The organism is Neisseria sp. HMSC061B04 (genome assembly GCF_001836705.1).
In the GTDB taxonomy this organism is placed as follows: Bacteria; Pseudomonadota; Gammaproteobacteria; order Burkholderiales; family Neisseriaceae; genus Neisseria.
In genome coordinates, this window is record NZ_KV830191.1 from 51,812 (window position 1) to 76,775 (window position 24,964).

Sequence of the window (24,964 nt, forward strand, 5' to 3'; positions counted from 1 at the left end):
AGAGAGAGAGAAAAAGGAATAAAAAGCAAGCAGATATATTCATGTTAATGCGTGAATATATCTGCTTTTTTTGTGGGTAGCCGGTTCACGCTCCGGCTTTTTCCTTGAAAACCGCCCTATTCTGCTTCGACAATTTCGAAGCTGTGGCTCATTTTTGCCGCTTTGCCCAGCATAATCGATGCGGAGCAATATTTTTCGGCAGACATCTGTACGGCGCGTTCAATCGCGCTTTCTTGCAAATCCCGACCATACACTTTGAAATGGATATGGATTTCGGTAAACACGCGCGGCGCGGTGTCGGCGCGTTTGGCAGTCACTTCGGCACGGCAGTCGGTGATTTTTTGGCGTTGTTTCTCGGCAATCATCACCACATCGATGCTGGAACAGCCTGCCACACCCAACAGCAGCATTTCCATCGGGCTGGGGCCGCGTTTGACTTCGCCTTCAGCCGCCGCGCCTTCCATTACGACGCTGTGTCCGTTTGCCGTTGTGCCGACGAAGCACATTCCGTCTATCCATTTTGAAGTCACTTGCATGGTGTGTTTTTCATCCGTAAAAGCATTAATCTGATATTGTAAACAATTCCTAGTAATAAACCTAGTCAGGCCGTCTGAAAAATACAATCCATTACAATCGGGCCGAACGCGTTATTCGTCCCGATACGCCCAATGATTGACCGGCCCGTGCCCTGCCCCGATGCCCAAAGGATGGGAAATGGCGGCGGCAATATAGTTTTTTGCCGTCTGAACCGCCTCGGGAACACTAAACCCTTTTGCCAACTCGGCAGTAATGCAGGCAGAAAACGTGCAGCCTGTGCCATGCGTATGCGGCGTTGGGAAACGTTTGCTGTTCAGCTCGATGGTTTCGTATGGCGTAAACAGCCAGTCGGTGCAATATTCGCTTTGGCTGTCGGCAAGATGGCCGCCTTTAATCACCACATTTTTCACACCCCAATCCTGAAGAATTTTGGCGGCGCGTTCCGCATCTTGGCGGTTTTCAATATTAATACCCGTCAAGGCCTGCGCTTCGGGTAGATTGGGGGTCAATACATCCGTATGCGGCAGCAGCAGGCGTTTCATGGCTTCGACGGCTGAGTTTTCCAACAACGGTGCGCCGCCTTTGGCAATCATGACCGGGTCCAACACGCGTTTGCCGAAGTCGCATTCGGCGGTTTGTTCCGCCACGCATTCGATGATTTCCGCCGTACCCAGCATGCCGATTTTATAAGCGCGGATGTGGAAATCCTCCTGAATCGCGGCAATCTGCGCGGCAATCATGTCGGTCGGTATCGGATGCACCGCCGATACGCCCAAAGTATTTTGTGCGGTAACCGCGGTCAGTACGCTGGTGCCGAACACGCCGCGCATCTGAAACGTCTTCAAATCCGCCTGTATGCCTGCGCCGCCGCCGGAATCGGAGCCGGCAATCGTCAGCGTTTGAATAAAAAGTTCATCCATCGTGTCCTCCTGTTTTTCAGACGGCCTTTTGCTTATCGTTGTTGAAAGCCGTTTTGGTTTTATCCGCAAACAAAGTCATGCGCCGTCTATCTTTCCGAAAGCCTTATTTGTTGTTTTACCCAAAACAAACGTACGTTCTCGGGCGGAATATCTTAACAAACAAAAGGCCGTCTGAAAACTATTTTCATTTTCAAACGGCCTGTTTAATGTTAAACCTATTCAGGCTTAATCTTCGTATGCGTCAATCGGCAAGCAGGAGCAAACCAGATTGCGGTCGCCATAGACCTCATCCAAACGTTTCACACTCGGCCAGAATTTGTTTTCACGCACGAACGGCAATGGGAAGACAGCTTCTTCGCGGGAATATGGGTGCGCCCATTCGCCGGTTACGTCGGCGGCGGTGTGTGGGGCGTTGACCAGCGGATTATCGTCTTTCGGCCATTCGCCGCGCTCGACTTTCAGCACTTCCTGTTTGATTTGTTTCAGTGCGGCGATGAAGCGGTCGAGTTCGGCTTTGCTTTCACTCTCGGTCGGCTCAATCATCAGCGTACCGGCAACAGGGAATGAAACCGTCGGCGCGTGGAAGCCATAGTCCATCAGGCGTTTGGCGATGTCAGTTTCGGTGATGCCGCTCTCGGCTTTGAGCGGACGCAAATCGACAATACATTCGTGCGCGACGCGGCCGTTTTTGCCTGCATACAGAATCGGATAGTCTTCGCTCAGGCGTTTGGCGACATAGTTGGCGTTGAGCAACGCCCAGCGCGTCGCCTGTTCCATGCCTTGTTTGCCCATCATGGTCAGGTACATCCAAGTAATCGGCAGGATGGACGCGGAACCGAAGGCCGCAGCAGCAACGGCGGTTTGGTCGGCACTGGCGCTGTGGGTGTCGGTCAAAGCGTGTCCCGGTGCAAATGGGGCAAGGTGGGCTTTCAAACCGATAGGGCCGACGCCCGGACCGCCGCCGCCGTGAGGGATACAGAAGGTTTTGTGCAGGTTCATGTGCAACACGTCCGCGCCGACTTCGGCAGGCTGCATGATGCCGATTTGGGCATTGAGGTTGGCGCCGTCCATGTAAACCTGTCCGCCGTTTTCATGGATGATGCGGCAGATGTCGCGGATGCCTTCTTCGTACACGCCGTGGGTGGACGGATAGGTAATCATGATGGCGGACAAGGCGTCGCGGTGTTGCTCGGCTTTGGCTTTCAAATCGTCGATGTTGACGTTGCCATGTTCGTCGGTATCGACAACGACGACTTTCAAGCCCAGCATGGCCGCAGTCGCAGGGTTGGTGCCGTGGGCGGATTTGGGAATCAGGCAGATGTTGCGGTGTCCCTCGCCGTTGGCTTCTTGATAGCGGCGGATGGACAGCATGCCGCTGTATTCGCCCTGCGCGCCGGAGTTGGGCTGGAAGGAAATCGCGTCAAAGCCGGTGATGGCTTTCAGGCTGTTTTCCATGTCGGTCAAGAGTTCGCGGTAGCCTGCGGCTTGGTCTTTGGGGGCGTAAGGGTGGATGTCGGTGAACTCTGCCCAAGTAATCGGCAACATTTCCGCAGTCGCATTGAGCTTCATGGTGCAGCTACCGAGCGAAATCATGCTGCGGTTCATCGCTAAATCGCGGTCTTCGAGTTTTTTCAGGTAGCGCAACATTTCGTGTTCGGTGTGGTAACGGTTGAACACGGGATGTTGCAGAATGTCGTCTTGACGCAGCAATTCGGTGTTCAGACGGCCTTTGACATCATCGGCAAATGTGAACGTATCCTTACCGGTAAACGCGCGATACAAATCGGTTAAATCTTCGCGTGTCGAAGTTTCATGGAAGGCTGCCGCAACTTGAGTATCGCTCACGCGGCGCAGGTTGTAGCCCGATTCCAAAGCAGCGGCGAACACTTGGTCTGCTTTCTCTTTGCTGCCGAAATCGACGGTAACGGTATCGAAGAAGACTTTATGAACCACATTCAGGCCGTCTGAAACCAGCGCATCGGCAAAGGCAGAAGCCAGCGCGTGAATGCGGTTGGCGATGCGTTTCACGCCTTCGGGGCCGTGGTAAACGGCGTACATACCGGCCAAGTTCGCCAGCAATGCCTGCGCGGTACAAATATTGGATGTCGCTTTTTCGCGGCGGATGTGTTGCTCGCGGGTGGACAACGCCATGCGTAAGGCAGGTTTGCCCGATGCGTCTTTGGATACGCCGATGATGCGACCCGGAGCAGAACGTTTGAACTCGTCTTTAAACGCGAAATAAGCGGCGTGCGGCCCGCCGAAGCCCATCGGTACGCCGAAGCGCTGGGTATTGCCCAAAGCAATATCCGCGCCCAATTCGGCAGGTGATTTCAGCAAAACCAAACTCATGATGTCGGCGGCAACGGCCACGATTGTGCCTTTTGTTTTCAGACGGCCGATAACGTCCTGCAAGTCTTGCACGTCGCCGTCTTTGCCGACGTATTGGAACAGCGCGCCAAAGTATTCGCCTTCATCCGCTTGGGCAAAATCGCCGACCACCAGTTCAAAGCCGAAATATTTGGCGCGGGTTTTCATCACGTCCAAAGTTTGCGGATACACGCGCGCATCCACAAAGAAACGCTCGGATTTCACTTTGCCCACGCGGTGCGCCATCGCCATCGCTTCAGCGGCGGCAGTTGCCTCGTCCAGCAAAGACGCGCCTGCCACAGGGAAACCGGTCAAATCGATACACACTTGTTGGAAGTTCAACAAAGCTTCCAAACGACCCTGCGCGATTTCCGCCTGATACGGGGTGTAGGCGGTATACCAACCCGGATTTTCCAATACGTTGCGCAAAATCACGTTCGGCACGCGGGTCGGATAATAGCCCAAGCCGATATAGGATTTGTTGATCACGTTTTTCGACGCAATGCCTTTCAATTTCGCCAACGCGTCCGCCTCGGTCAAAGCCTCGGGCAAATCGAGTTCGGACGGCATACGGATGCTTTGCGGCACGGTATTGCCGACAAAATCATCCATGCTCTTCTCGCCGAGCGCTTCCAAAAGCGCAGCCTCGGCGCCAAAGCTCAAATGGCGCGCAGCAAATTCGTTCGGGTTGAACAATTCAGATAGTTTCATTTCTACTCCTTCGGTGTTATCGATATCAACACTGTTTTTTCTTGCAGATGTTGTTTCAGGCGTCCTCCGCCCACTTTGGACGACATGCCAATATTTCCCTATAAACCGGACAGGTTTCCATATGTGCGCCGGGCAGGTAGCCGGTACTCATCAGAAATTCGCCGACGATTTCGCCGCCGACAAATTTGAAATGTTTTTTAAACAGCTTCACCCATTCAGCCTTGTCGAGCGGATGGTGCGCATCGAGCCAGTTTTTGAATGAGCCGTATTCTTGCTGTATTTGTTTGATTTGTCGCGCGTTATAAATGGCTGCGTTGATTTTCAGGCGGTTGCGGACGATGCCTGCGTCGGCAAGCAGCCGCTCAATATCGGCTTCGTCAAATGCGGCGACCGTCTCGATATCGAAACCTTTAAATGCCGTCTGAAATGCCTGCTGCTTCTTCAACATCAGCGTCCAGCTCAAACCCGCCTGATTGATTTCCAACACCAGCCGCTCAAACAATTCATTGTCGTCCTCAATCGGAAAACCGTATTGCGTGTCGTGATAATGTTGGTTGGGGTTGTCCGTATCGTCGGGTAGCGTGGCGACAAATTCGCAGTAATTCATGTTTATTGAGGAAAATTGAAACAAAGGCCGTCTGAAAGCATTTTTCAGACGACCTAAGACCTGCAATATCAAACAGGCGCAAAACCTGTTTGGATGTTTGCAAAAATCAAGCTACTTCGCCTGCGTATTGTTCGGCAGTCAGCAGACCGTCGTAATCGGCAGGGTTGGCAGGTTTGATTTTGAAGAACCAGCCTGCGCCGTAAGGGTCGCTGTTGGCAGTTTCCGGCGCGCTGGGCAAATCTTCGTTGACGGCAACGACTTCGCCCGCAATCGGCGCGTACACGTCGGACGCGGCTTTCACAGATTCAACCACACCGGCTTGCTCTTCGGCAGCCAGGTTTGCACCGACTTCGGGCAGCTCGACGAACACGATGTCGCCCAACAGCTCTTGCGCGTGATGGGTAATGCCGACAGTGATGGTACCGTCTTCTTCAAGGCGCAGCCATTCGTGGCTGGCAACGTATTTCAGTTCGGCTGGGATGTTGCTCATGGTTTGATTCTCCATTGATAGGGGTTATTTTCAGACGGCCTCTGCGTGAATCAATATCCACAGATGCCTTGTTCAATGCTTTCTACAAACGTCCGTATCGGACGACAATTAAAACCTGCTTTCAGACGGCCCTTCACAAAAAAGGCCGTCTGAATCGATATTAATCAAACTGTTTTTGACCGTTGCGCACAAACGGCAGCTTCAATACGCGCACATCGACTTCCTTGCCGCGAATCAGGACTTTGGCGGTATCGCCGTCAAAATCTTTCGGTACGCGGGCGATGGCGATGGATTGTTTCAGGCTGGGCGAGAATACGCCGCTGGTGGTTTCGCCTTGGCCTTTATCGGTCAACACTTCCATATGCGCGCGCAGGATGCCGCCTTTGTCGAGCAGCAAACCGACTTGTTTGACGGCAACGCCTTTTTCTTTCAATGCCAGCAAGGCGGCTTTGCCGACGAAATCGCGGCTTTCGTCTTTCAAATCAACCGTCCAACCCATGCCTGCTTCGAGCGGGCTGGTGTCGTCGTCCATATCGTTGCCGTAGAGATTCATGCCGGCTTCCATGCGCAGGGTGTCGCGCGCGCCGAGGCCGCAGGGCTGCACGCCGGCTTGTTGCAAGGCTTTGAAGAATGCGACGGCTTCGGTGCCGGGCAGGATGACTTCGACGCCGTCTTCGCCGGTGTAGCCGGTGCGGGCGACAAACCAATCGTTGCCCAAATCCGCGCCTTGGAACGGTTTGAGATTATTGACGACATCCGCCCATTCGGGTTTGACGGTCAGGAGTTTTTCAATGGCTTTAGGACCCTGTACGGCAAGCATACCGAGGTCGTAGCGCGGATTGAAGGCAACGCCGAATTCTTGTCCGACTTTGTGGAATTGCGCCGTATCTTTTTCGCGGGTCGCGCCGTTGGACACGATGCGGTATTGGGTTTCGGCTTCGTTGGTGCGGTAAACGATCAAGTCGTCAATCACGCCGCCGTTGTCGTTTAGCAGCGCGGAATAAAGGGCTTTGCCGACGAAGGCGAGTTTGGCAACGTCGTTGGCAATCAGTTTGCGGAAAAAGGCTTTGGCATTTGCGCCTGCTACGTCGGTAACGAGCATGTGTGATACGTCGAACATACCGGCATCGGTGCGCACGGCTTCGTGTTCGGCGATTTGCGAACCATAATGGATGGGCAGCTCCCAGCCGGCAAAATCGACCAGCTTCGCGCCTGCATCTTGATGGGCTTGATAAAACGGGGTGGTTTTCAGGGCAGTCATTCTCAAGTTTCTCCGGATTTTTTGTTCAGATGCCGCCCGCGCACCTGTGCGCGGATGACCCTATCTGTCCTTGAACCTGAGATTTTCGGCCGTATCCGCATGATGGCAAACCAGTCTGCTCACTGCTTTGCGCGGTTGTCTGAATGGTGGTTCAGACGGCCTTCTCCCCTTCGGTGGACGTTATTCAAACGCCGCTCTCCAGATTGTTTGTTTCAATGTGCAGTCCCTGATACCTGAGCGATTTAAGGGTGTCTGCGCCTTCGGTGGCTACATGTAGTTGGGTGTAGCTCTCTCCTGCACATGCTCCGATTATGGCTTGAATCGGCGGTTTGGGCAAGTGGCCGACGAATATTTATGATGTGAATATTCATCTTTTTATCAAAACGGCCGACCGCAAACCTTTGCAAAATTGCCGGATATGCGGCAAATGTTTTTGCAAAAGTCTCAGGCCGTCTGAAGCCCTTACCCGTTTTTCCTATATAATTCTGTTTTTTCGATTTATCTGCGTCCATCATGAACCGCCTCAAACGCATTAAAACCATCCTCTGCACGCTCTACCGCTACCGCCTTGCCGAGCTGATTGCCTCGCTGGTCCGTCCGGGTTGGGCGCGGACTTTCCTCAATATGCTGCCGCAGTCGTCCAAGTTCAAACACGAAACGCCTGCCGTGCGCCTGCGTTTGGCGTTGGAAAGCCTGGGGCCGATTTTCATCAAATTCGGACAGGTATTGTCCACGCGTCCCGATTTGATTCCACACGATTACGCGGTCGAACTGGCAAGGCTGCAAGACAAAGTGCCGCCGTTTGACGCACAGCTTTCGCGCTCGCAAATCGAAAAATCGCTGGGTCAATCCATCGACACTTTATACGCGGAATTTGAAACCGAGCCGGTCGCCAGCGCGTCCATCGCCCAAGTACACAAAGCCCGCCTGCATTCGGGCGAACAAGTAGCGGTCAAAGTCTTGCGCCCCAACCTTTTGCCCGTTATCGAACAGGATTTGTCACTGATGCGCTTTGGCGCGGGCTGGGTGGAACGTTTGTTTTCAGACGGCAAGCGTTTGAAGCCGCGCGAAGTGGTGGCCGAATTTGACAAATATCTGCATGACGAATTGGACTTGATGCGCGAAGCCGCCAATGCCAGCCAACTCGGTCGCAATTTCCAAAACAGCGATATGCTGATTGTGCCGAAGGTGTTTTACGACTACTGCACCAGCGACGTGCTGACCATCGAATGGATGGACGGCACGCCGGTATCCGATATTGCCAAACTCAAAGCCGACGGCATTGATTTGCACAAACTCGCCGATTACGGCGTGGAAATCTTCTTCACGCAAGTCTTCCGCGACGGCTTTTTCCATGCGGATATGCACCCCGGCAATATTTTGGTCGCCGCCGATAACCGCTACATCGCCCTCGACTTCGGCATCGTCGGTACGCTGACCGATTACGACAAACGCTATCTCGCCATCAACTTCCTCGCCTTCTTCAACCGCGACTACCACCGCGTCGCCACCGCACACATCGAATCGGGCTGGGTACCTGCCGACACGCGCGCGGAAGAATTGGAAGCCGCTGTCCGCGCCGTGTGCGAGCCTGTGTTCAACAAACCGATTTCGCAGATTTCCTTCGGCTTGGTGCTGATGCGCCTGTTTGAAGTCAGCCGCCGCTTCAATGTCGAAATCCAACCGCAGCTGGTATTGCTGCAAAAAACGCTGCTCAACATCGAAGGCTTGGGCCGCCAACTCGATCCCGATTTGGACTTGTGGAAAACCGCCAAACCGTTTTTGGTGCGCTGGATGAACGAACAGGTCGGCCCCAAAGCCCTCTGGCGCAACCTCAAAAACGAAGCCCCCGACTGGGCGCAAATCATCCCTTCCCTGCCGCGCAAAATCAGTGCGCTGATTGATGAAAACCGCCAACAGGAAATGCGCGATGCCTATGTGCATCTGGTCAAAGTACAGCAACGTCAAAGCCTGTGGCTGGGTGCGATTGCGGTTGTTTTGCTGCTGATTTTGCTGTTTAAGTAAACCGTAATACAGCTTTAAACGACATAATAAAGGCCGTCTGAAATCTGATTTTCAGACGGCCTTTATTATGCCGACCTATTCTTTTTTCTCGTGCTGAACATGTCCGCTTTCGGCTTCGATATGCCGTCTGAAGCGCAAACCTGCGGCATGGTAAAACGGATGCGGCGAGAATTGGCGCGAGACTTGCGAAGCGAAGATGCAAGTCAACAGCATCCAAAACAGTAAATTCTGTCCGCCCGTCATTTCCATGACCACCACGGCGGCAGTCAACGGCGATTGGGTCGCGGCGGCAAGGAATGCGGCCATGCAGAGCAAAACCGCGACATTGGACGCGTCGCCCAGTTGCGCGAAAGAAGCCATGTGTTCGCCTATCATCGCGCCGATGGTTAACGACGGCGTGAAGATGCCGCCGGGAATGCCTGCCCAATAGCTGAACACGGTTGCCGCCCATTTTGCGGCAGCCAAGCCGAACGGCGCTTCATACGCGCCTTTGAGTGCGGCTGCGGCTTCGTGATAGCCCGTGCCATAGGTTTTACCTTGATAAAACGTACCGAGCAACGCCAGCAAAATACCCATCACAAAGGCAACCACCAACAAATGGCGGCGAATGAAACTGCGCCAGCGTACCGGTGCGAATGCCGCCGCGCCGCGATACAAAAAGCTGCCGAACAATCCGCCTGCCACACCGCAGACGATGCCCGACACCGCCGCCCACATCAGCATATTTGGCAGCTCATGCCCTTGAAAACCTGAGAAATACGGGTTATTGCCCTGTATCGCCACTTGAATGAAACCGGCCGCCAACACGCCCATCAGGATTTGACGTTCCCAACGTAAAAGCACGCCGCGCCCCAATTCTTCGATGGCAAACACCACGCCGGCCAAAGGCGCGTTAAACGCCGCCGCCAAACCGCCGGCCGCGCCTGCGGCAATCAAATCGTTTTCCTGCATGCCCCTAAACGCCAGCCCGTGCTTTTTACACCACGCGCCCCAAGCGTTCATGACCGCCGCACCCACTTGTACAGACGGCCCTTCCCTACCGATCGACGCCCCCAAAATCATGCCCAAAAACGTCAGCGGAATCTTAAAAAAGGTTTCGCCCAGACGAATCAGACGGGTTTTCTGCGCGCCATACGGCAAAGACAACGAAGCGATGACCTGCGGAATACCGCTGCCGGAAGTGTACGGCGCAAATTTGCGCGTAAACCACGCCAAAAGCGGCAAGCCCAGCGGCAAAGCCACCCACGCAAACCACGGATATTTGCCCACCAACAAAGCGTTCCATTCCAAAGCCAAATCCGCCAAACGCGCAAACAGCAAAGCCGTCAGGGCAACCAGCGCCGAGCCTGCCAGCAAAAACAGAAAAGCCATGCTTTTTTTCGACAAGCGTTTGGTTTGGCGGATTTTGTGGGCGAGGCGCGCCGCCCAAGTCTGTGGAAATTTCATCATAAACACGCAGTCAATGTGTTCAGACGGCCTTGATACTTTTCTCAAAGGCCGTCTGAACACAAGGATAAAGGTTTTTTAAGAACGGTAATCCGCGTTAATCGACACATACTCGTGCGACAAATCGCAGGTATAGACGACCGCCTCCGTATCGCCGCGTTGCAAATCGATGCGGACGGTGATTTCCGGACGGTTCATCACGGCTTGTCCAGCCTCTTCGGTATAGCTTTCCGCACGGCCGCCGTTTTCGGCCACCAACACGTCATCCAGCCACATTTTCAAAGCATCAACATCCAAGTCTTCAATACCGGCATAGCCGACGGCTGCCAACAGACGACCCAAGTTCGGGTCGGAGGCAAAGAACGCGGTTTTCACCAAAGGCGAATGGGCGACGGCATAAGCCACCTTGCGCGCTTCTTCGCGGGTTTTCGCGTTTTGCACTTCAATCGTGATGAACTTGGTCGCGCCCTCGCCATCACGGACAATCGCCTGCGCCAATTCCAATGCCAGCGAACCGAGCAAGGCTTTGAGCTGCGCATAGCGCGGATCGGCGGTATTGTCGATTTCGCTCTGACCGCAACGGCCTGTCGCCATAATCACGAAGCTGTCGTTGGTGCTGGTATCGCCGTCCACGGTAATCGTATTGAAACTTTCGTCTGCGATTTCTTGCGTCATCAGCTGCAAAATCGGCTGGGACACTTTGGCATCGGTGGCAATAAACGACAACATGGTCGCCATGTTCGGATGAATCATGCCCGAACCTTTGGCGATGCCGGTGGCGCGGACTGTGTGTTTTTCGCCGACCAAGCCTTGGCGCGAAGCGGCTTTCGGCACAGTGTCCGTCGTCATGATGGCACGCGCCGCGTCCGACCAGAATGCAGGGCGCACTTGCGGCAAAGCGGCCACGATTTTATCCACAGGCAAGGGTTCTAAAATCACGCCGGTCGAAAACGGCATCACCTGATTGGATTGGCAGCCGACCTGTTCCGCCGCCGCCGCACACACTTTAATCGCGTCCAGACGGCCCTGTGCGCCGGTACCCGCATTGGCATTGCCCGTATTGACGACTAAGGCACACACGCCGTCTTGGTCAAACAGATGCGACTTGGCGATATGCACCGGCGCGGCGCAGAAACGGTTTTGCGTAAACACCGCGCCCACCGTATGTCCGCCGCCCAACACCATCAGCGTCAAATCGTCGCGGTCTTGTTGCTTGATGCCGGCACGACCCGTAAACAGACGGATGCCGTCGATTTCCAACAATTCGTCTGCACGTTTTTCAGTCAAATTTACAGCCATATCATTTTCTCCTGTTTTACACTGTTTTCAGACGGCCCAAACGCTATACGCCCAATAAGGGAATCAAAATGGGCACCAATACCGCCGTCAATACGCCGTTGAGCGTCAAGCCCAAGCCGGCATAGGCGGCCATACGGCGGCCGTATTCCAAAGACGCCGCAATCCCCATCGCATGGGAAGCCGTCCCTAAAGACATCCCCACTGAAGAAGGCATGTACAACGCCCCTTTCAACACTTTATATCCGGCCATCTGTCCAAAAAGTCCGGCGATAATCACCGTTGCCGCCGTAATCGCCGGAATACCGCCGACCGATGCCGTGATTTCAATCGCAATCGGGTTGGTCACCGATTTGGAAGCCAACGATAAAACCACATCGCGCGACGCGCCCAGCCATTTGGCGAAATACACGCCCGTAACAATGCCCGTCACGCTGCCCGCCAACTGCGACAACACCACCGGCAACCACTGGCTGCGGATACGGTCCCAATTTCGATAAAGCGGCACGGCCAGCAATACGACCGCCGGTTTCAACCAAAAATCGATAAACTGCGCCGCGTCGTGATACAGCTCGTAATCGATGGCAAATACCTTCAAATACCCCATCAACACCAGCGTGCTGATCAATACCGGATTGCACAAAACGTTTCCCGTGCGCACCCGAATCTGCACCGCCAAAGCATATACGGCCAAAGTCAGAAACAGCATAAGCACGGGCATACGCAACAAATTGTCGATATCGCCCATCACATCAGCCTCCTGACCCATTCATGCACCTTGCCCGTGACCAACAACACGCACACCGTACTGGCGATGGTGGCCGTCAAAATCGAAAACCAGTCGTTTGCAATCACATCCAAATAGCTGATGACAGCCACGCAAGGCGGCACCAAAAACAAAGTCAGGTTCGCCATCAAAATGTCCGCCAGCTCTTCCACCCAAGACAATTTGACCCAACCGGCCTGCAGCGCGGCAAACAGCAAACCCATGCCAACAATGCTGCCCGGCAGCTTCAACCCCAAAATCCAAACGGCCGCCTCGCCCAAAGTCAGGCAACCCAATACCACCAATAAGGCACGAATAATATTCATTAAGCCGGTTTCTCCCTATCTTTTTCAGACGGCCTCAAAAAATTTATTAATCATTGAATCATATCGTGTCACAGGCCGTCTGAAAAGGGAAGAAACGCCTTCTTTTAAGTTTAATGAAAGATAAGCATGATTGCTCCGGCAGATTGGCTTCGGAGCATTGAAACCCTTGCCCTGCTTTTGTCTTTAACGGCCGCCGCAAACCGGACATTCGGGATTGCGCCTCACCCCGTATTGCCGCCATTGTCCGCTCAATGCGTTGTAGGTGGAAAGTTTGCCGTGCGACGGCGTGCCGATACCGAGCAGCACTTTGAGCGCTTCGGCGGCTTGGGTCGTTCCGACAACACCGACCAAGGGCGAAAAAACGCCGAACAATGCACAAGCGCCGTCGTCAGCTTGTTCGCCGTCAAACAGGCAGGCATAACAAGGCGTATCGGGAAGGTCGGGGCGGTACACGGCGATTTGTCCGTCAAAGCGGACGGCCGCGGCGGAAATCAAAGGTGTGCGCGCTGCAACGGCGGCGCGGTTGACCGCCTGGCGCGTGGGATAGTTGTCGGAACAATCGAGGATGATGTCGGCGGCGTTTGCCAATTCGACCAGCCTGGCCTCATCGAGAAATTCGGCCATGGCGGTAATGTGTGTTTGGCTGTTGATCTGTTTCAGACGGCCTTGCATGACCAAAGCCTTGTTTTTACCGATGTCGGCTTCGGTAAACGTGATTTGGCGTTGAAGGTTGGTCTCGTCGACGGTATCGGCATCGGCAATCGTCAGGCGGCCGATACCGGCGGCGGCAAGATACGGCAAGGCCGCCGCACCCAGACCGCCGCAACCGACAACGAGCGCATGGGCGGCTAAGAGTTTTTCTTGGCCTTCGATACCGATTTCATCCAGCAGGATATGGCGGCTGAACCGCAAAAGTTGTTGATCGTTCATCATAACAATAAGGCCGTCTGAAACCCAATGTTCAGACGGCCTGAGTGGTTTAGAAATTGATATTTTCGTAGGCGTTGTCAAACAGGAAAGGACGGCCTTCGCTGCTGGTTTCGGATTCGAGGCGGATGCCACTGAGCATCATATTGCGGTCAACGTCTTTCATCATGTCGTAAACGCTCAAGAGTGCCAAATTGAGGCCGGTCAGGGCTTCGGTGGCAATGCTGCCGTTGCTGTGCGCTTGGACGGTCAATGTGGCTTTCAGGCAGGCCAGCTCGATGTTAATATCGAAATCAACCTGCACGCCGATGATGCGGCCGGGCAGGTGCAGCGGAATCAGGTTGCCGCTTTGTTTGATGTTTTGAATGGCGGCAACGCGGGCGATGGTCAGGATGCTTGCCTTTTCGGCGGCATTCTCTATCAACACCCGTACCGCCTGCTGGCTCATGTTGATGGTGCCGACGGCGACGGCGGTGTGTTGCTCAGGAAAATCGGGCTGGTTGGGGAATTCAATCATGGGGTTCTCGCCTCTGTTTTGACAGTCAATATTTTACGGCATTTTACAGACACCGGCCACGCGGCGGATACGGACGGCCGTTTTCCGGTTTGAAATGTATCGGACGGCAGCATTGGCAGTTTACAAAAATTTGCTATACAATGGATTCGGGACAAACCCAAATTAACATTTAAATAAGAGAAAAATCATGCAACTGCATATCTTAAACAATCCCAAAGATGCCGCTTTGGCAGCGGATGCGGAATTTTTAAAACAGTCTCTGTTCAATCTGCTGCATGAAGAAGCATCGCCTTTGGTGGTCGAAACCGTTAAGTTGTTATCGACTTCAGACGACAGCGCCGCCTTGATTGAGAAGGTGTTGCCGCAACTGGACGAACAGCAAACCCACGATTTAACCCTGGCCTGCGGCCTGTTCGCACAAATTCTGAACATCGCCGAAGACGTGCACCACGAACGCCGCCGCCAAATCCACGAAGATGCAGGACACAACAGCGCCGAAGGCAGCCTGACGGAAACCGTGCGCAAGCTCAAAGCCGGAAAAGTCAACGGCAAAGCGGTGCAACAACAACTGGACAACACGGTCGTTACCGCCGTTTTGACCGCGCACCCGACCGAGGTGCAACGCCAAACCGTCTTGAGCTTCAACCGCCGCATCCGCGCGCTGCTGCCGCAACGCGAACGCTGCACTAATCCTGATGCACTGGCTCAATTGCGCCGCGAAATCGACACAGTCCTTTTGGGCTTGTGGCAGACCAGCGAAACGCGCCGCCACAAACTCAGCGTCAACGACGAGATCAACAACGGTGTATCCATCTTCCCGATGAGCTTCTTTGAAGCCCTGCCTAAACTCTACCGCACAATGGAACGCGATTTTCAGACGGCCTATCCCGGTGTCCGCGTTCCGAATATTCTCAAAATCGGCGGCTGGATCGGCGGCGACCGCGACGGCAACCCGTTCGTTTCTGCCGAAACCTTGCGTTTTGCGTTCAGACGGCATGCCGACGCCGTATTCCGTTTCTATCGCGGCGAACTCGACAAACTCTACCGCGAATTGCCGCTCTCCATCCGCCGCGTCAAAGTCAACGACGACGTGATGGCACTTTCCGCCCAGTCTCCCGATGAAGAAATCGCCCGCGCCGAAGAACCCTACCGCCGCGCCATCGCCTACATCATGGCACGCGCTATGGGCAAGGCACGTTCACTCGGTTTGGGCATGGGCTGCAAATTCGGCTTCCTCGAGCCTTATGCCACGGTTGAAGAGTTCCTCAACGACCTGAAAAAACTGCAACGCTCGCTCCACGAAAACGGCAGCCAACTGCTGGCAGAAGGCCGTCTGGCCGACATTATCCGCAGCGTGTCCGTGTTCGGTTTCCACATGATGCCGCTCGACCTGCGCCAACACGCAGGCAAACACGCCGATGTGGTTGCCGAACTTTTCCAACACGCAGGTTTGGAAGACTACAACAGCCTGAACGAAGAGCAAAAACAAGCCGCCCTGTTGCGCGAATTGAGCCATCAACGCCCGCTATACAGCCCGTTCATCACATACAGCGACCATACCCGTCACGAACTGGCGATTTTCAACGAAGCGCGCAAAATCAAAGACGAATTCGGCGAAGATGCCGTTACGCAAAGCATTATTTCCAACTGCGAACAACCCAGCGACCTGCTCGCCTTGGCATTGCTGCTGAAAGAAAGCGGCCTGTTGACAGTGGGAAACGGCAAACCGCGCAGCCGCATCAACATCGTGCCTCTGTTTGAAACCATCGAAGCGCTCGAAAACGCTTGCCCGGTCATGGAAACCATGTTCCGCCTCGACTGGTATGACGCCCTGCTCGAAAGCCGCGGCAACATTCAAGAAATCATGCTCGGCTACTCCGACTCCAACAAAGACGGCGGCTACGTTACCAGCTCATGGTGTCTGTATCAGGCCGAATTGGGCTTAGTCGAACTCTTCAAAAAATACAATGTCCGCATGCGCCTGTTCCACGGCCGCGGCGGCAGCGTAGGTCGCGGCGGCGGCCCGTCTTACCAAGCCATTTTGGCGCAACCTGCAGGCAGCGTTGCCGGACAAATCCGCATTACCGAGCAAGGCGAAGTCATTACCGCCAAATACGCCGACCCAGGCAATGCCCAACGCAACTTGGAAACCTTGGTTGCCGCGACTTTGGAAGCCAGTATCCTGCCGGATAAAAAAGACCCTGATGCCAAACTGATGCAGGATTTGTCGGACGTATCGTTCAAATACTACCGCGAACTGATTACCCACCCCGACTTTATCGACTACTTCCTGCAAACCAGCCCGATTCAGGAAATCGCCACCCTCAACCTCGGCAGCCGTCCCGCCAGCCGTAAAACCCTGGCGCGGATTCAGGACTTGCGCGCGATTCCGTGGGTATTCTCCTGGATGCAAAACCGCCTCATGCTGCCGGCTTGGTACGGTTTCGGCAGCGCAGTGGAAACCTTGTGCGAAGGCAAACCCGAAACCCTCGCCGCCCTGCGCGAACACGCCCAAAACAACCCGTTCTTCCAAGCTATGCTCTCCAATATGGAGCAAGTGATGGCGAAAACCGACATCACCTTGGCGGAAAACTATGCCGGCTTGAGCGAATCGCCCGATAAAGCAAAAGTCATCTTCGGCATGATCAAGGAAGAATACCAACGCAGCCGCAAAGCACTGCTCGACCTGCTGCAAACCGAAGAGCTCCTGCGCGACAACCGCAGCCTTGCCCGTTCGCTTGCCTTGAGGATTCCATACCTGAACGCCCTCAACGGCCTGCAAGTCGCCATGCTCAAACGCCTGCGCAAAGAGCCCGACAATCCGCACGCCCTGCTGATGGTTCACTTGACCATCAACGGCGTAGCGCAAGGTTTGCGTAATACCGGTTAAAGCAGTACGGAAAAAAGGCCGTCTGAAACAGTTTTCAGACGGCCTTTCAACCAACTGCGAACCATAGCAAAGGCTTTATCCATAAGCCTCATAATGTTTTTCAACCTGCTTGCCACTCTTACCCTATTCATTTAACTTGCCCGTATTTCGGACTATTTTGGGCAATAGCAGATAACCCGCTACAAAATCAATGTGCTCAATGAAGCATGGCAACCGCTTCAGCACGATGATAGTCAACTTACTGACATACCTTAATGCGGCACTGCTCCATATCGCAGCACAATAAGCTTTCAGACCACCCAGATGCCGTCTGAAAAATAAAAATACCTCACACCAAGGCAACCGTCATTATGTTTGACATTGTATTTATCTTGTTATTCGGCAGGCTTCAGCCCCACAAAACAGCCGATTCATCCGACACGCCTGTCACTTTTGGGAGTTCGGCGGCAGGCTCGGCTTTAATTTATTTATGCATACGCATAGGGACAATCATCCTTTATGGGTCGATTTCCGAAGCCATTGACAGCCTCCCCATCATTCTGTTTCAAACAATCTGCATGTTCGGCTGTCTGGTTTTGTATTTCAAAATGTTGCGTACCGCATCCGACCCGAAATACCGTCAGATGATTTATTGGGTACTGGGCATTCTTTTGGGTTTAATCTTAAGCCTCCTGTCCATAAAATTGTTTTATTTAATGGCTTTATTCATTTACTCATTCTTCGGAAGAACAATAGGCTGAATGCCTGCCCCTCTTTTTCAGACGGCCTTTTATTATAAGAACACACCAGCATTGCGGCTGTTTTGAGTACCTCCACAATATGCTATAATCCGCCGTTAAACTTTTATCTTTTCAGGAAAAACCATGAGCTTGAAATGCGGCATCGTCGGCCTGCCCAACGTCGGCAAATCCACCCTCTTTAACGCGCTGACCCAATCGGGTATCGAAGCGGCAAACTATCCTTTCTGTACCATCGAACCCAACGTCGGCATCGTTGAAGTCCCCGATCCGCGCATGGCCGAATTGGCAAAAATCGTCAATCCGCAAAAAATGCAGCCTGCCATCGTCGAATTCGTCGACATTGCCGGTTTGGTTGCAGGCGCGAGCAAAGGCGAAGGTTTGGGCAACCAGTTCCTCGCCAACATCCGCGAAACCGACGCGATTGTCAACGTCGTACGTTGCTTTGACAACGACAACATCGTCCACGTTGCAGGCAAAGTCGATCCAATTGCCGACATCGAAACCATCGGCACCGAATTGGCACTTGCCGACCTCGCCAGCGTCGAAAAAGCCATCGTCCGCGAAGAAAAACGCGCCCGCTCAGGCGATAAAGACGCGCAAAAACTGGTCGAGCTGTGCAAAAAACTGCTGCCGCATCTGGACGAAGGCAAACCCGTCCGCTCCTTCGGTTTGGACGCGGAAGAACTCGCCATGCTCAAGCCGCTGTTCCTGCTGACCGCCAAACCTGCCATGTACGTCGGCAACGTTTCCGAAGACGGTTTTGAAAACAATCCGCACCTCGACCGCCTGAAAGAATTGGCTGAAAAAGAAAACGCCCCCGTCGTCGCCGTTTGCGCCGCGATGGAAAGCGAAATCGCCGAATTGGAAGACGACGAAAAAGCCGAATTCCTCGCCGAAATGGGCTTGGAAGAACCGGGCCTGAACCGCCTGATTCGTGCCGGCTACGACCTCTTGGGCCTGCAAACCTACTTTACCGCCGGCGTGAAAGAAGTCCGCGCCTGGACTATCCACAAAGGCGACACTGCGCCGCAAGCCGCCGGCGTGATTCACACCGACTTTGAACGCGGCTTCATCCGCGCCCAAGTTATCGCCTACGAGGACTTCATCGCTTTAGGCGGCGAAGCCAAAGCCAAAGAAGCCGGCAAAATGCGTGTGGAAGGCAAAGAATACGTCGTACAAGACGGCGATGTGATGCACTTCTTGTTTAACGTATAACCCGGTAAAACGCTTTTTCAGACGGCCTTTTCTAAGATTAAGGCCGTCTGAATTTATTTTCAGACGGCCTCACGTCTTGAAATATCAACAAAACAAGACATTATCTCCATAATAAATGCGGGCATAGCCCGTAATTTTTCTTTCTTAAAATCTCCCATTTCTTACCAACACCTTACCTAAAAATAGCGCAAGGTTACATCATCAATAACAATATCATTGATATGACAATGAAAAATCAAACTATACCATATCGTATTGATTCATTATAAAAACAACATATTAAATATTATGTTGAAACTATCAACTTTATTCCTACTCTAATCCATTACTATTCAAACGCATATCATCAGCAATCATTCTAAGAAGGCAAACAAACTGCCCTGTTCCGACAAACAATGGCCGACCTCCGAAATACTGCCATTCTCGGCAGGAATCACTTTTCAGACGACGCCATTAAAATAAACTAATTAAAATCAAAATATTATGAGCAAAGTTTTATCTTACCGCCCAGATATTGATACATTGCGTGCCGTTGCTGTTCTATCCGTTATCGCTTTCCATATTGAAAAAAACTGGCTGCCTGGCGGCTTTCTTGGTGTTGATATCTTTTTTGTCATTTCGGGCTTTCTGATCACGATGATTATCCATCGTGAAATGAGCAGCGGGATTTTCTCGTTCAAAAAGTTTTACATCCGCCGTATCAAGCGGATACTGCCCGCATTTTTTACCGTATTGGCGGCAACGCTGATATGCGGCTTTCTTTTATTCACCAAAGATGATTTTTCCCTTTTATGGAAGACGGCACTGTCTACCTTGGGATTCATCTCCAATATCTTTTTTGCAAAGGGTCAGGGCTATTTCGATCCCATACAAGAAGAAAAACCTTTGCTTCACATTTGGTCTTTATCGGTTGAAGAGCAATATTATTTCATCTTCCCGATATTGCTGTTATTGGTGGTCCGCAAAAGCTGGCGCACTCAGTTTGCCTTCCTCATCACGCTATGCGTATTCAGCATTTTGGCTTCTTTTATACCGACTTCGCTGGATAAATATTACCTGCCCCATCTGCGCGCCTGCGAAATGCTGATCGGCTCGTTGACGGCCGTGTGGATGCAATATCGGCAACAACAAGGGCTGGATACCGGCAAACCATATGCGGCGGCAGGCGCATTGCTTTCCGTCTGCGTACTGTTTGCCTGCCTGTTTGCCTATACGGAAAAAACCGCCTATTTCCCGGGACCTGCCGCCATCATTCCTTGTTTGGCCGCTGCCGCATTCATTTATTTCAATCAATTTGAACACCGGCTGAAAAAATTCTTCCAATGGAAGATTACAGTCGGCATAGGCTTGATTTCCTATTCGCTGTATCTGTGGCATTGGCCTGTATTGGCTTTTATGAGATACATCGGTTCAAACAATCTGCCTTCATATTCGACTGCGGCCGCGATTGTCTTAATGTTTGCACTCTCCCTGTTTTCTTATTATTTTGTCGAGAAACCGTTTAAAAAGTGGAAAGGCTCTTTTGCCCAATCTGTGGCATGGGTTTATGCCGCCCCCATGCTTGTTTTGGCCATAACGCCTTTTCTTGCCATGAAGCTCCCGTTTATGGAGCAGTACGACCATATGGGATTGGCGCGTTCCTACACTTCTTGCCACAACAATACCGACAAACAATGTGTTTGGGGCGATACCGACAAACAGCCGGAATTACTGATTTTGGGCGATTCGCATGCCGACCAATATAAAACGTTTTTTGATACCGTCGGCAAAAAAGAAAAATGGTCGGCAACGATGGTCACGGCGGACAGTTGTGCCTATGTAGAAGGTTATGCCGCCCCCATATTCAAGCAAAACGCCTCCTGCCGTGCCGTTTATGAGTATGCCAAAGAGCATCTGTCCCAATACTCAAAAGTGCTTTTGGCCATGCGCTGGGGCAGCCAAATGCCTGAAAACAGCCATTCCCTTGCTTACGATGCCGATTTTTTCAAAAAATTCGACCTCATGTTGCAAAAACTTTCTTCGGAAAAACAAGCGGTTTACCTGATGCTGGACAACCCTAATCTATCCTACAACGGTTTGCGCGCCTATATCCTGTCTTACCGCATACCGGGATTTAATCAAAATCTTGTTATTGATGAACAAAACACTTTTAAAGGAAATGAACGCATCAAAAAATTAGCCGAAAAATATGCCAATGTGTATATTATCGATGCCACCGCCTATATTCCGCACAGTTTCAAAATCAACGGATTGCCGGTTTATTCCGATAGAGACCACATCAACCCTTACGGCGGTAGAGAACTGGCCAAGCGTTTTTCTGAAAAACACACGCTTCTTCAGTAAGCCATAGCCATTCATCCGATGAAATTTGTTACAATTAGCAGTTTGTAAAACTGCTAATTTTTTTGGAAGACATCAATGAGCGTCATCAAAGACCTACAATCGCGTGGCTTAATCGCGCAAACTACCGACATCGAAGCCTTAGACGCTTTGTTAAACGAACAAAAAATTTCCCTCTATTGCGGTTTTGACCCGACGGCCGACAGCCTGCACATCGGCCACTTGCTGCCTGTATTGGCATTGCGCCGTTTCCAACAAGCCGGCCATACGCCGATTGCTTTGGTGGGCGGTGCGACCGGTATGATCGGCGACCCAAGCTTTAAAGCGACAGAACGCAGCTTGAATTCCGCCGAAACCGTTGCCGGCTGGGTGGAAAGCATCCGCAACCAATTGACCCCTTTCTTAAGTTTTGAAGGCAATAACGCTGCTATTATGGCCAACAACGCCGACTGGTTCGGCAGCATGAACTGCCTCGACTTCCTGCGCGACATCGGCAAGCATTTCTCCGTTAACGCCATGTTGAACAAAGAGTCCGTCAAACAGCGTATTGAGCGCGACGACGTGGGCATTTCCTTTACCGAGTTCGCCTATTCCCTGCTGCAAGGCTACGACTTTGCCGAGTTGAACAAACGCCACGGCGCAGTTTTGGAAATCGGCGGTTCCGACCAATGGGGCAACATCACTGCCGGTATCGACTTGACCCGCCGTCTGCACCAAAAACAAGTATTCGGCCTGACCCTGCCTTTGGTAACCAAATCCGACGGCACCAAATTCGGCAAAACCGAAGGCGGCGCGGTATGGTTGAACGCGAAGAAAACCTCGCCGTATCAGTTCTACCAATTCTGGCTGAAAGTGGCCGACGCCGATGTGTATAAATTCCTGAAATACTTTACCTTCCTGTCCATCGAAGAAATCGATGCCATCGAAGCCAAAGACAAAGCCAGCGGCACCAAGCCAGAAGCGCAACGCATTCTCGCCGAAGAAATGACCCGCCTGATTCACGGCGAAGAGGCCCTTGCCGCCGCCCAACGCATTTCAGAAAGCCTGTTTGCCGAAGACCAAAGCCATCTCACCGAAAGCGACTTCGAGCAGCTGGCACTCGACGGCCTGCCGACTTTTGAAGTTTCCGAGAGCCTCAACGTGGTTGAGGCTTTAGTGAAAACCGGTTTGGCGTCTTCCAACAAAGAAGCGCGCGGCTTTGTCAACAGCAAAGCAGTTTTGCTCAACGGCAAACCTGCCGAAGCCAACAATCCGAACCATGCCGCTGAAAAACCTGACGATGCCTATATGCTGACCGACGAACACAAACGTTTCAGCAAATACACTATCGTCCGCCGCGGCAAACGCAACCACGCTTTGTTGGTTTGGAAATAATCTTTAAACATTAAACGCATCGTTTAAAACAATCATGCCGTCTGAAATCAGCCACGCTTTTTTCAGACGGCATTTTCTATTGATGATATTCAGTTTTCCCAAAAAGAAAGGACAGGTTTTTCACCTGCCCTTCTATTAAATAATCCAATTTTTTAAGCAACTTTTATCGCGCGATTACTGCAAACGCTCATTCTCTTGACGGACGGCATTCACTACGTCCGCGCCAAACAAAGCGTTGACATCGGTTTCATCAAACACATATTTGCTATGGCAGAAATCGCAGTCAATTTGAATACTGCCTTGTTCTGCCACCACGCCGCCGATTTCCTGACCGCCAAGCATCAACAGCATATCGCTGACTTTGCCGCGGGAGCAGGTGCAGGCAAATTCAATGGCTTCCGGTTCAAAAACGCGGGGCGGGGTTTCATGGTAAAGGCGGTAAAGGGCGTGATGAGCGTCCAAACCGGTCAATTCTTGCGGAGTAAGCGTTTGCGCAAGCGTGGTCACATGTTCCCACGCGGCATCATCCAATTCTTCTTCCGGCAGACGTTGCAGCAATAATGCGCCTGCGGCGTGGTCGTCGGCGGCAAGCGTAATATAAGTATCGAGCTGCTCGGAACGTTTCATATAGTTGACCAGCATTTGCGCAATGCTGTCGCCTTCCAGTGGGACAACACCTTGCCAAGGGTCGGCATCTTTAGGCTGATGGGTTAAAACGAACACGCTGTTTTCGCCCAACAGCGCAGTCAGGCTTTCATCATCACGGATTTCAGCGTTTTCGTCCCAACGGGCGGTAGCGCGGACAGTATTTTCAGAAGTCGCTTCCACCACCAACATTTTCAGACGGCCCTGACCTTGAACCTGAACAATCAGCGTGCCTTCGTTTTTAAGGTTGGCAGACAATAAAGAGCCGGCGGCCAGCAACTCGCCCAAAGCGCGGCGGATGGCGACAGGATAATGTTTTTGGTTGACGATGTGTTGCCAAACCTTTTCGAGGCGGATGTGCATACCGCGGATGGGCATATCGTCAAAGATAAAGCGTGTACGGATATCGCTGTGATTTTGTGTCATGTCAGTCTCTGAAAATAAATCAATGAATGCCGCTTATATGGTTGCAGCGGCGGATAAATCAAGCGAAACCGTGCCTGATGTTTTTCTAGTTCTTTTGGAAACAAGGGTTTAACGCAAAATAACAGCAGTTTTTTTGCCAAAAAGACAGTTTTTTAATACAATCAAGCAGATAACAAGAGAATGATACGGGATAACATCTCAGAAACCGGCAATGTGCCTGCAATCGGCAGGGAATGCCTTCTGAAACGGAAGTTTGTACAATGAATTTTTTACTCCGGCTCGCAGCAGTTTGGACTTCGGTCGCCATGCTCGCGAGCGTCAATTTTTCTTACGCCGATGATTTGGAAAACCTGATTACCACCCGTCAGCGTGTTTTAAACCAATTCAACGACAATGCCAATGTTTACGGCAATACGCGTCAGGCAACCCCTGTCCATCCCACCAATACCTATTCTGCCGCAGGCAACAATACGCGCGCACCTTCGGGCAATGCAGATGAGTTAATCGGCAGCGCCATGGGCTTGCTCGGCGTGGCCTACCGCTACGGCGGCACATCAGCCTCTACCGGCTTTGACTGCAGTGGCTTCATGCAACACATCTTTAAACGCGCCATGGGCCTGAACCTGCCGCGTACTTCTGCCGAACAAGCGCAAATGGGCGTTGCCGTGAGCCGTTCCGAATTGCAGCCGGGCGACATGGTCTTTTTTCGCACCATGGGTCGTGGCCGTATTTCCCACGTCGGCCTCTACATCGGCAACAACAATTTCATTCACGCACCGAGGACGGGCAAACGTATCGAAATTACCAGCCTCGGCCACAAATATTGGAGCGCGAAATACGCCTTCGGCCGCCGTGTGAAGAAAAACGATCCTTCCCGTTTCTTAAACTGAGGTGAGCTATGGCAATGCCGCAAATGCCCAAATGGTATGACGACGACGGTCAGATCGTTTCCTGTACCGAAAAAGTCAAAGTCATGACCGAAAACTTGAACGAACTGTACCAAATGGCGCAGGACGCTTTTGAAGACGCCCTGCTGATGGGTTGCTCCGAAAAACAGTTGCGCGAATACTTCCGCGACTTAATGGCCGGGCTGGAAAACCCTTATCAAAAAAATGTTTAATTTCTTCAATCCATACAA

21 protein-coding genes and 1 riboswitch are annotated in these 24,964 nt (G+C 52.4%); of the genes, 8 read left to right on the top strand and 13 right to left on the bottom strand.

Annotated elements, in window-relative coordinates; translation table 11 throughout:
- Positions 1 to 116: 116 nt before the first annotated feature.
- From HMPREF2661_RS05710 to gcvT, 6 genes are all read right to left on the bottom strand, one after another.
- Positions 117 to 536 carry an OsmC family protein gene (locus HMPREF2661_RS05710; protein ID WP_049348121.1) on the bottom strand — a complete coding sequence of 140 codons (420 nt, stop codon included), beginning with the start codon at positions 534 to 536 and terminating at the stop codon, positions 117 to 119.
- A 111-nt stretch (positions 537 to 647) separates the two neighbouring features.
- Positions 648 to 1,457, bottom strand: coding sequence for a bifunctional hydroxymethylpyrimidine kinase/phosphomethylpyrimidine kinase (thiD, locus tag HMPREF2661_RS05715; RefSeq protein ID WP_070607028.1), 810 nt, complete (start codon positions 1,455 to 1,457; stop codon positions 648 to 650).
- A 225-nt stretch (positions 1,458 to 1,682) separates the two neighbouring features.
- Positions 1,683 to 4,535 (bottom strand): aminomethyl-transferring glycine dehydrogenase, encoded by a 2,853-nt coding sequence (gcvP, locus tag HMPREF2661_RS05720; RefSeq protein ID WP_070822695.1) that lies wholly within the window; start codon positions 4,533 to 4,535, stop codon positions 1,683 to 1,685.
- Positions 4,536 to 4,590: 55 nt separating this feature from the next.
- Positions 4,591 to 5,142: a DNA-3-methyladenine glycosylase I gene (locus HMPREF2661_RS05725; RefSeq protein ID WP_070822697.1), complete on the bottom strand. Its 552-nt coding sequence runs from the start codon at positions 5,140 to 5,142 to the stop codon at positions 4,591 to 4,593.
- Positions 5,143 to 5,248: 106 nt separating this feature from the next.
- The gene (gene gcvH, locus HMPREF2661_RS05730; RefSeq protein ID WP_036494010.1) at positions 5,249 to 5,647 is read right to left on the bottom strand and encodes a glycine cleavage system protein GcvH; all 399 of its coding nucleotides are present in this window, start codon (positions 5,645 to 5,647) and stop codon (positions 5,249 to 5,251) included.
- Positions 5,648 to 5,792: 145 nt separating this feature from the next.
- Positions 5,793 to 6,893, bottom strand: coding sequence for a glycine cleavage system aminomethyltransferase GcvT (gene gcvT, locus HMPREF2661_RS05735; RefSeq protein WP_070822699.1), 1,101 nt, complete (start codon positions 6,891 to 6,893; stop codon positions 5,793 to 5,795).
- Between the two features lie 210 nt (positions 6,894 to 7,103).
- A riboswitch (glycine riboswitch) is annotated at positions 7,104 to 7,200 on the bottom strand.
- Between the two features lie 206 nt (positions 7,201 to 7,406).
- On the opposite strand from gcvT, the gene ubiB reads away from it, so the two are divergent.
- Positions 7,407 to 8,918, top strand: coding sequence for a ubiquinone biosynthesis regulatory protein kinase UbiB (gene ubiB / locus HMPREF2661_RS05740; RefSeq protein ID WP_049322520.1), 1,512 nt, complete (start codon positions 7,407 to 7,409; stop codon positions 8,916 to 8,918).
- Positions 8,919 to 8,993: 75 nt separating this feature from the next.
- Here ubiB and HMPREF2661_RS05745 read toward each other — a convergent pair whose 3' ends face one another.
- The 6 genes from HMPREF2661_RS05745 to HMPREF2661_RS05770 form a co-directional block, all read right to left on the bottom strand.
- The gene (locus HMPREF2661_RS05745; protein WP_079453746.1) at positions 8,994 to 10,364 is read right to left on the bottom strand and encodes a chloride channel protein; all 1,371 of its coding nucleotides are present in this window, start codon (positions 10,362 to 10,364) and stop codon (positions 8,994 to 8,996) included.
- A 78-nt stretch (positions 10,365 to 10,442) separates the two neighbouring features.
- Positions 10,443 to 11,663, bottom strand: a complete 1,221-nt coding sequence (gene argJ / locus HMPREF2661_RS05750; RefSeq protein WP_070822701.1) for a bifunctional glutamate N-acetyltransferase/amino-acid acetyltransferase ArgJ — start codon at positions 11,661 to 11,663, stop codon at positions 10,443 to 10,445.
- 43 nt (positions 11,664 to 11,706) lie between these two features.
- Positions 11,707 to 12,399 (bottom strand): LrgB family protein, encoded by a 693-nt coding sequence (locus HMPREF2661_RS05755; RefSeq protein WP_107831957.1) that lies wholly within the window; start codon positions 12,397 to 12,399, stop codon positions 11,707 to 11,709.
- 8 nt (positions 12,400 to 12,407) lie between these two features.
- The gene (locus tag HMPREF2661_RS05760) at positions 12,408 to 12,752 is read right to left on the bottom strand and encodes a CidA/LrgA family protein (RefSeq protein ID WP_049322516.1); all 345 of its coding nucleotides are present in this window, start codon (positions 12,750 to 12,752) and stop codon (positions 12,408 to 12,410) included.
- A gap of 183 nt (positions 12,753 to 12,935) precedes the next feature.
- Positions 12,936 to 13,682: a HesA/MoeB/ThiF family protein gene (locus tag HMPREF2661_RS05765; protein ID WP_199900463.1), complete on the bottom strand. Its 747-nt coding sequence runs from the start codon at positions 13,680 to 13,682 to the stop codon at positions 12,936 to 12,938.
- A 49-nt stretch (positions 13,683 to 13,731) separates the two neighbouring features.
- Entirely contained in the window at positions 13,732 to 14,196 is a 465-nt protein-coding gene (locus HMPREF2661_RS05770) for a cyclic pyranopterin monophosphate synthase MoaC (RefSeq protein WP_070822706.1), read from the bottom strand.
- A 187-nt stretch (positions 14,197 to 14,383) separates the two neighbouring features.
- On the opposite strand from HMPREF2661_RS05770, the gene ppc reads away from it, so the two are divergent.
- The 5 genes from ppc (at position 14,384) to tyrS (ending at position 22,755) form a co-directional block, all read left to right on the top strand.
- Complete coding sequence (ppc, locus tag HMPREF2661_RS05775) at positions 14,384 to 17,086, top strand: phosphoenolpyruvate carboxylase (protein ID WP_070822707.1); 2,703 nt, start codon at positions 14,384 to 14,386, stop codon at positions 17,084 to 17,086.
- 350 nt (positions 17,087 to 17,436) lie between these two features.
- Positions 17,437 to 17,826 carry a hypothetical protein gene (locus tag HMPREF2661_RS05780; protein ID WP_070822709.1) on the top strand — a complete coding sequence of 130 codons (390 nt, stop codon included), beginning with the start codon at positions 17,437 to 17,439 and terminating at the stop codon, positions 17,824 to 17,826.
- Between the two features lie 123 nt (positions 17,827 to 17,949).
- Positions 17,950 to 19,041, top strand: coding sequence for a redox-regulated ATPase YchF (gene ychF, locus HMPREF2661_RS05785; protein WP_070822712.1), 1,092 nt, complete (start codon positions 17,950 to 17,952; stop codon positions 19,039 to 19,041).
- A gap of 483 nt (positions 19,042 to 19,524) precedes the next feature.
- A complete protein-coding gene (locus HMPREF2661_RS05790; RefSeq protein WP_070822714.1) occupies positions 19,525 to 21,384 on the top strand; it encodes an acyltransferase family protein in 1,860 nt (619 codons plus the stop codon).
- Positions 21,385 to 21,459: 75 nt separating this feature from the next.
- Entirely contained in the window at positions 21,460 to 22,755 is a 1,296-nt protein-coding gene (gene tyrS / locus HMPREF2661_RS05795; RefSeq protein ID WP_049322510.1) for a tyrosine--tRNA ligase, read from the top strand.
- 174 nt (positions 22,756 to 22,929) lie between these two features.
- On the opposite strand, the gene hslO is transcribed toward tyrS, so the two are convergent.
- On the bottom strand, positions 22,930 to 23,826 hold the full coding sequence (hslO, locus tag HMPREF2661_RS05800; RefSeq protein WP_049322509.1) for an Hsp33 family molecular chaperone HslO: 897 nt from the start codon (positions 23,824 to 23,826) through the stop codon (positions 22,930 to 22,932).
- A 260-nt stretch (positions 23,827 to 24,086) separates the two neighbouring features.
- On the opposite strand from hslO, the gene HMPREF2661_RS05805 reads away from it, so the two are divergent.
- Entirely contained in the window at positions 24,087 to 24,716 is a 630-nt protein-coding gene (locus HMPREF2661_RS05805) for a C40 family peptidase (RefSeq protein WP_049322508.1), read from the top strand.
- 8 nt (positions 24,717 to 24,724) lie between these two features.
- Positions 24,725 to 24,946, top strand: coding sequence for a hypothetical protein (locus HMPREF2661_RS05810; protein ID WP_049322507.1), 222 nt, complete (start codon positions 24,725 to 24,727; stop codon positions 24,944 to 24,946).
- The last annotated feature ends 18 nt before the right edge of the window (positions 24,947 to 24,964 follow it).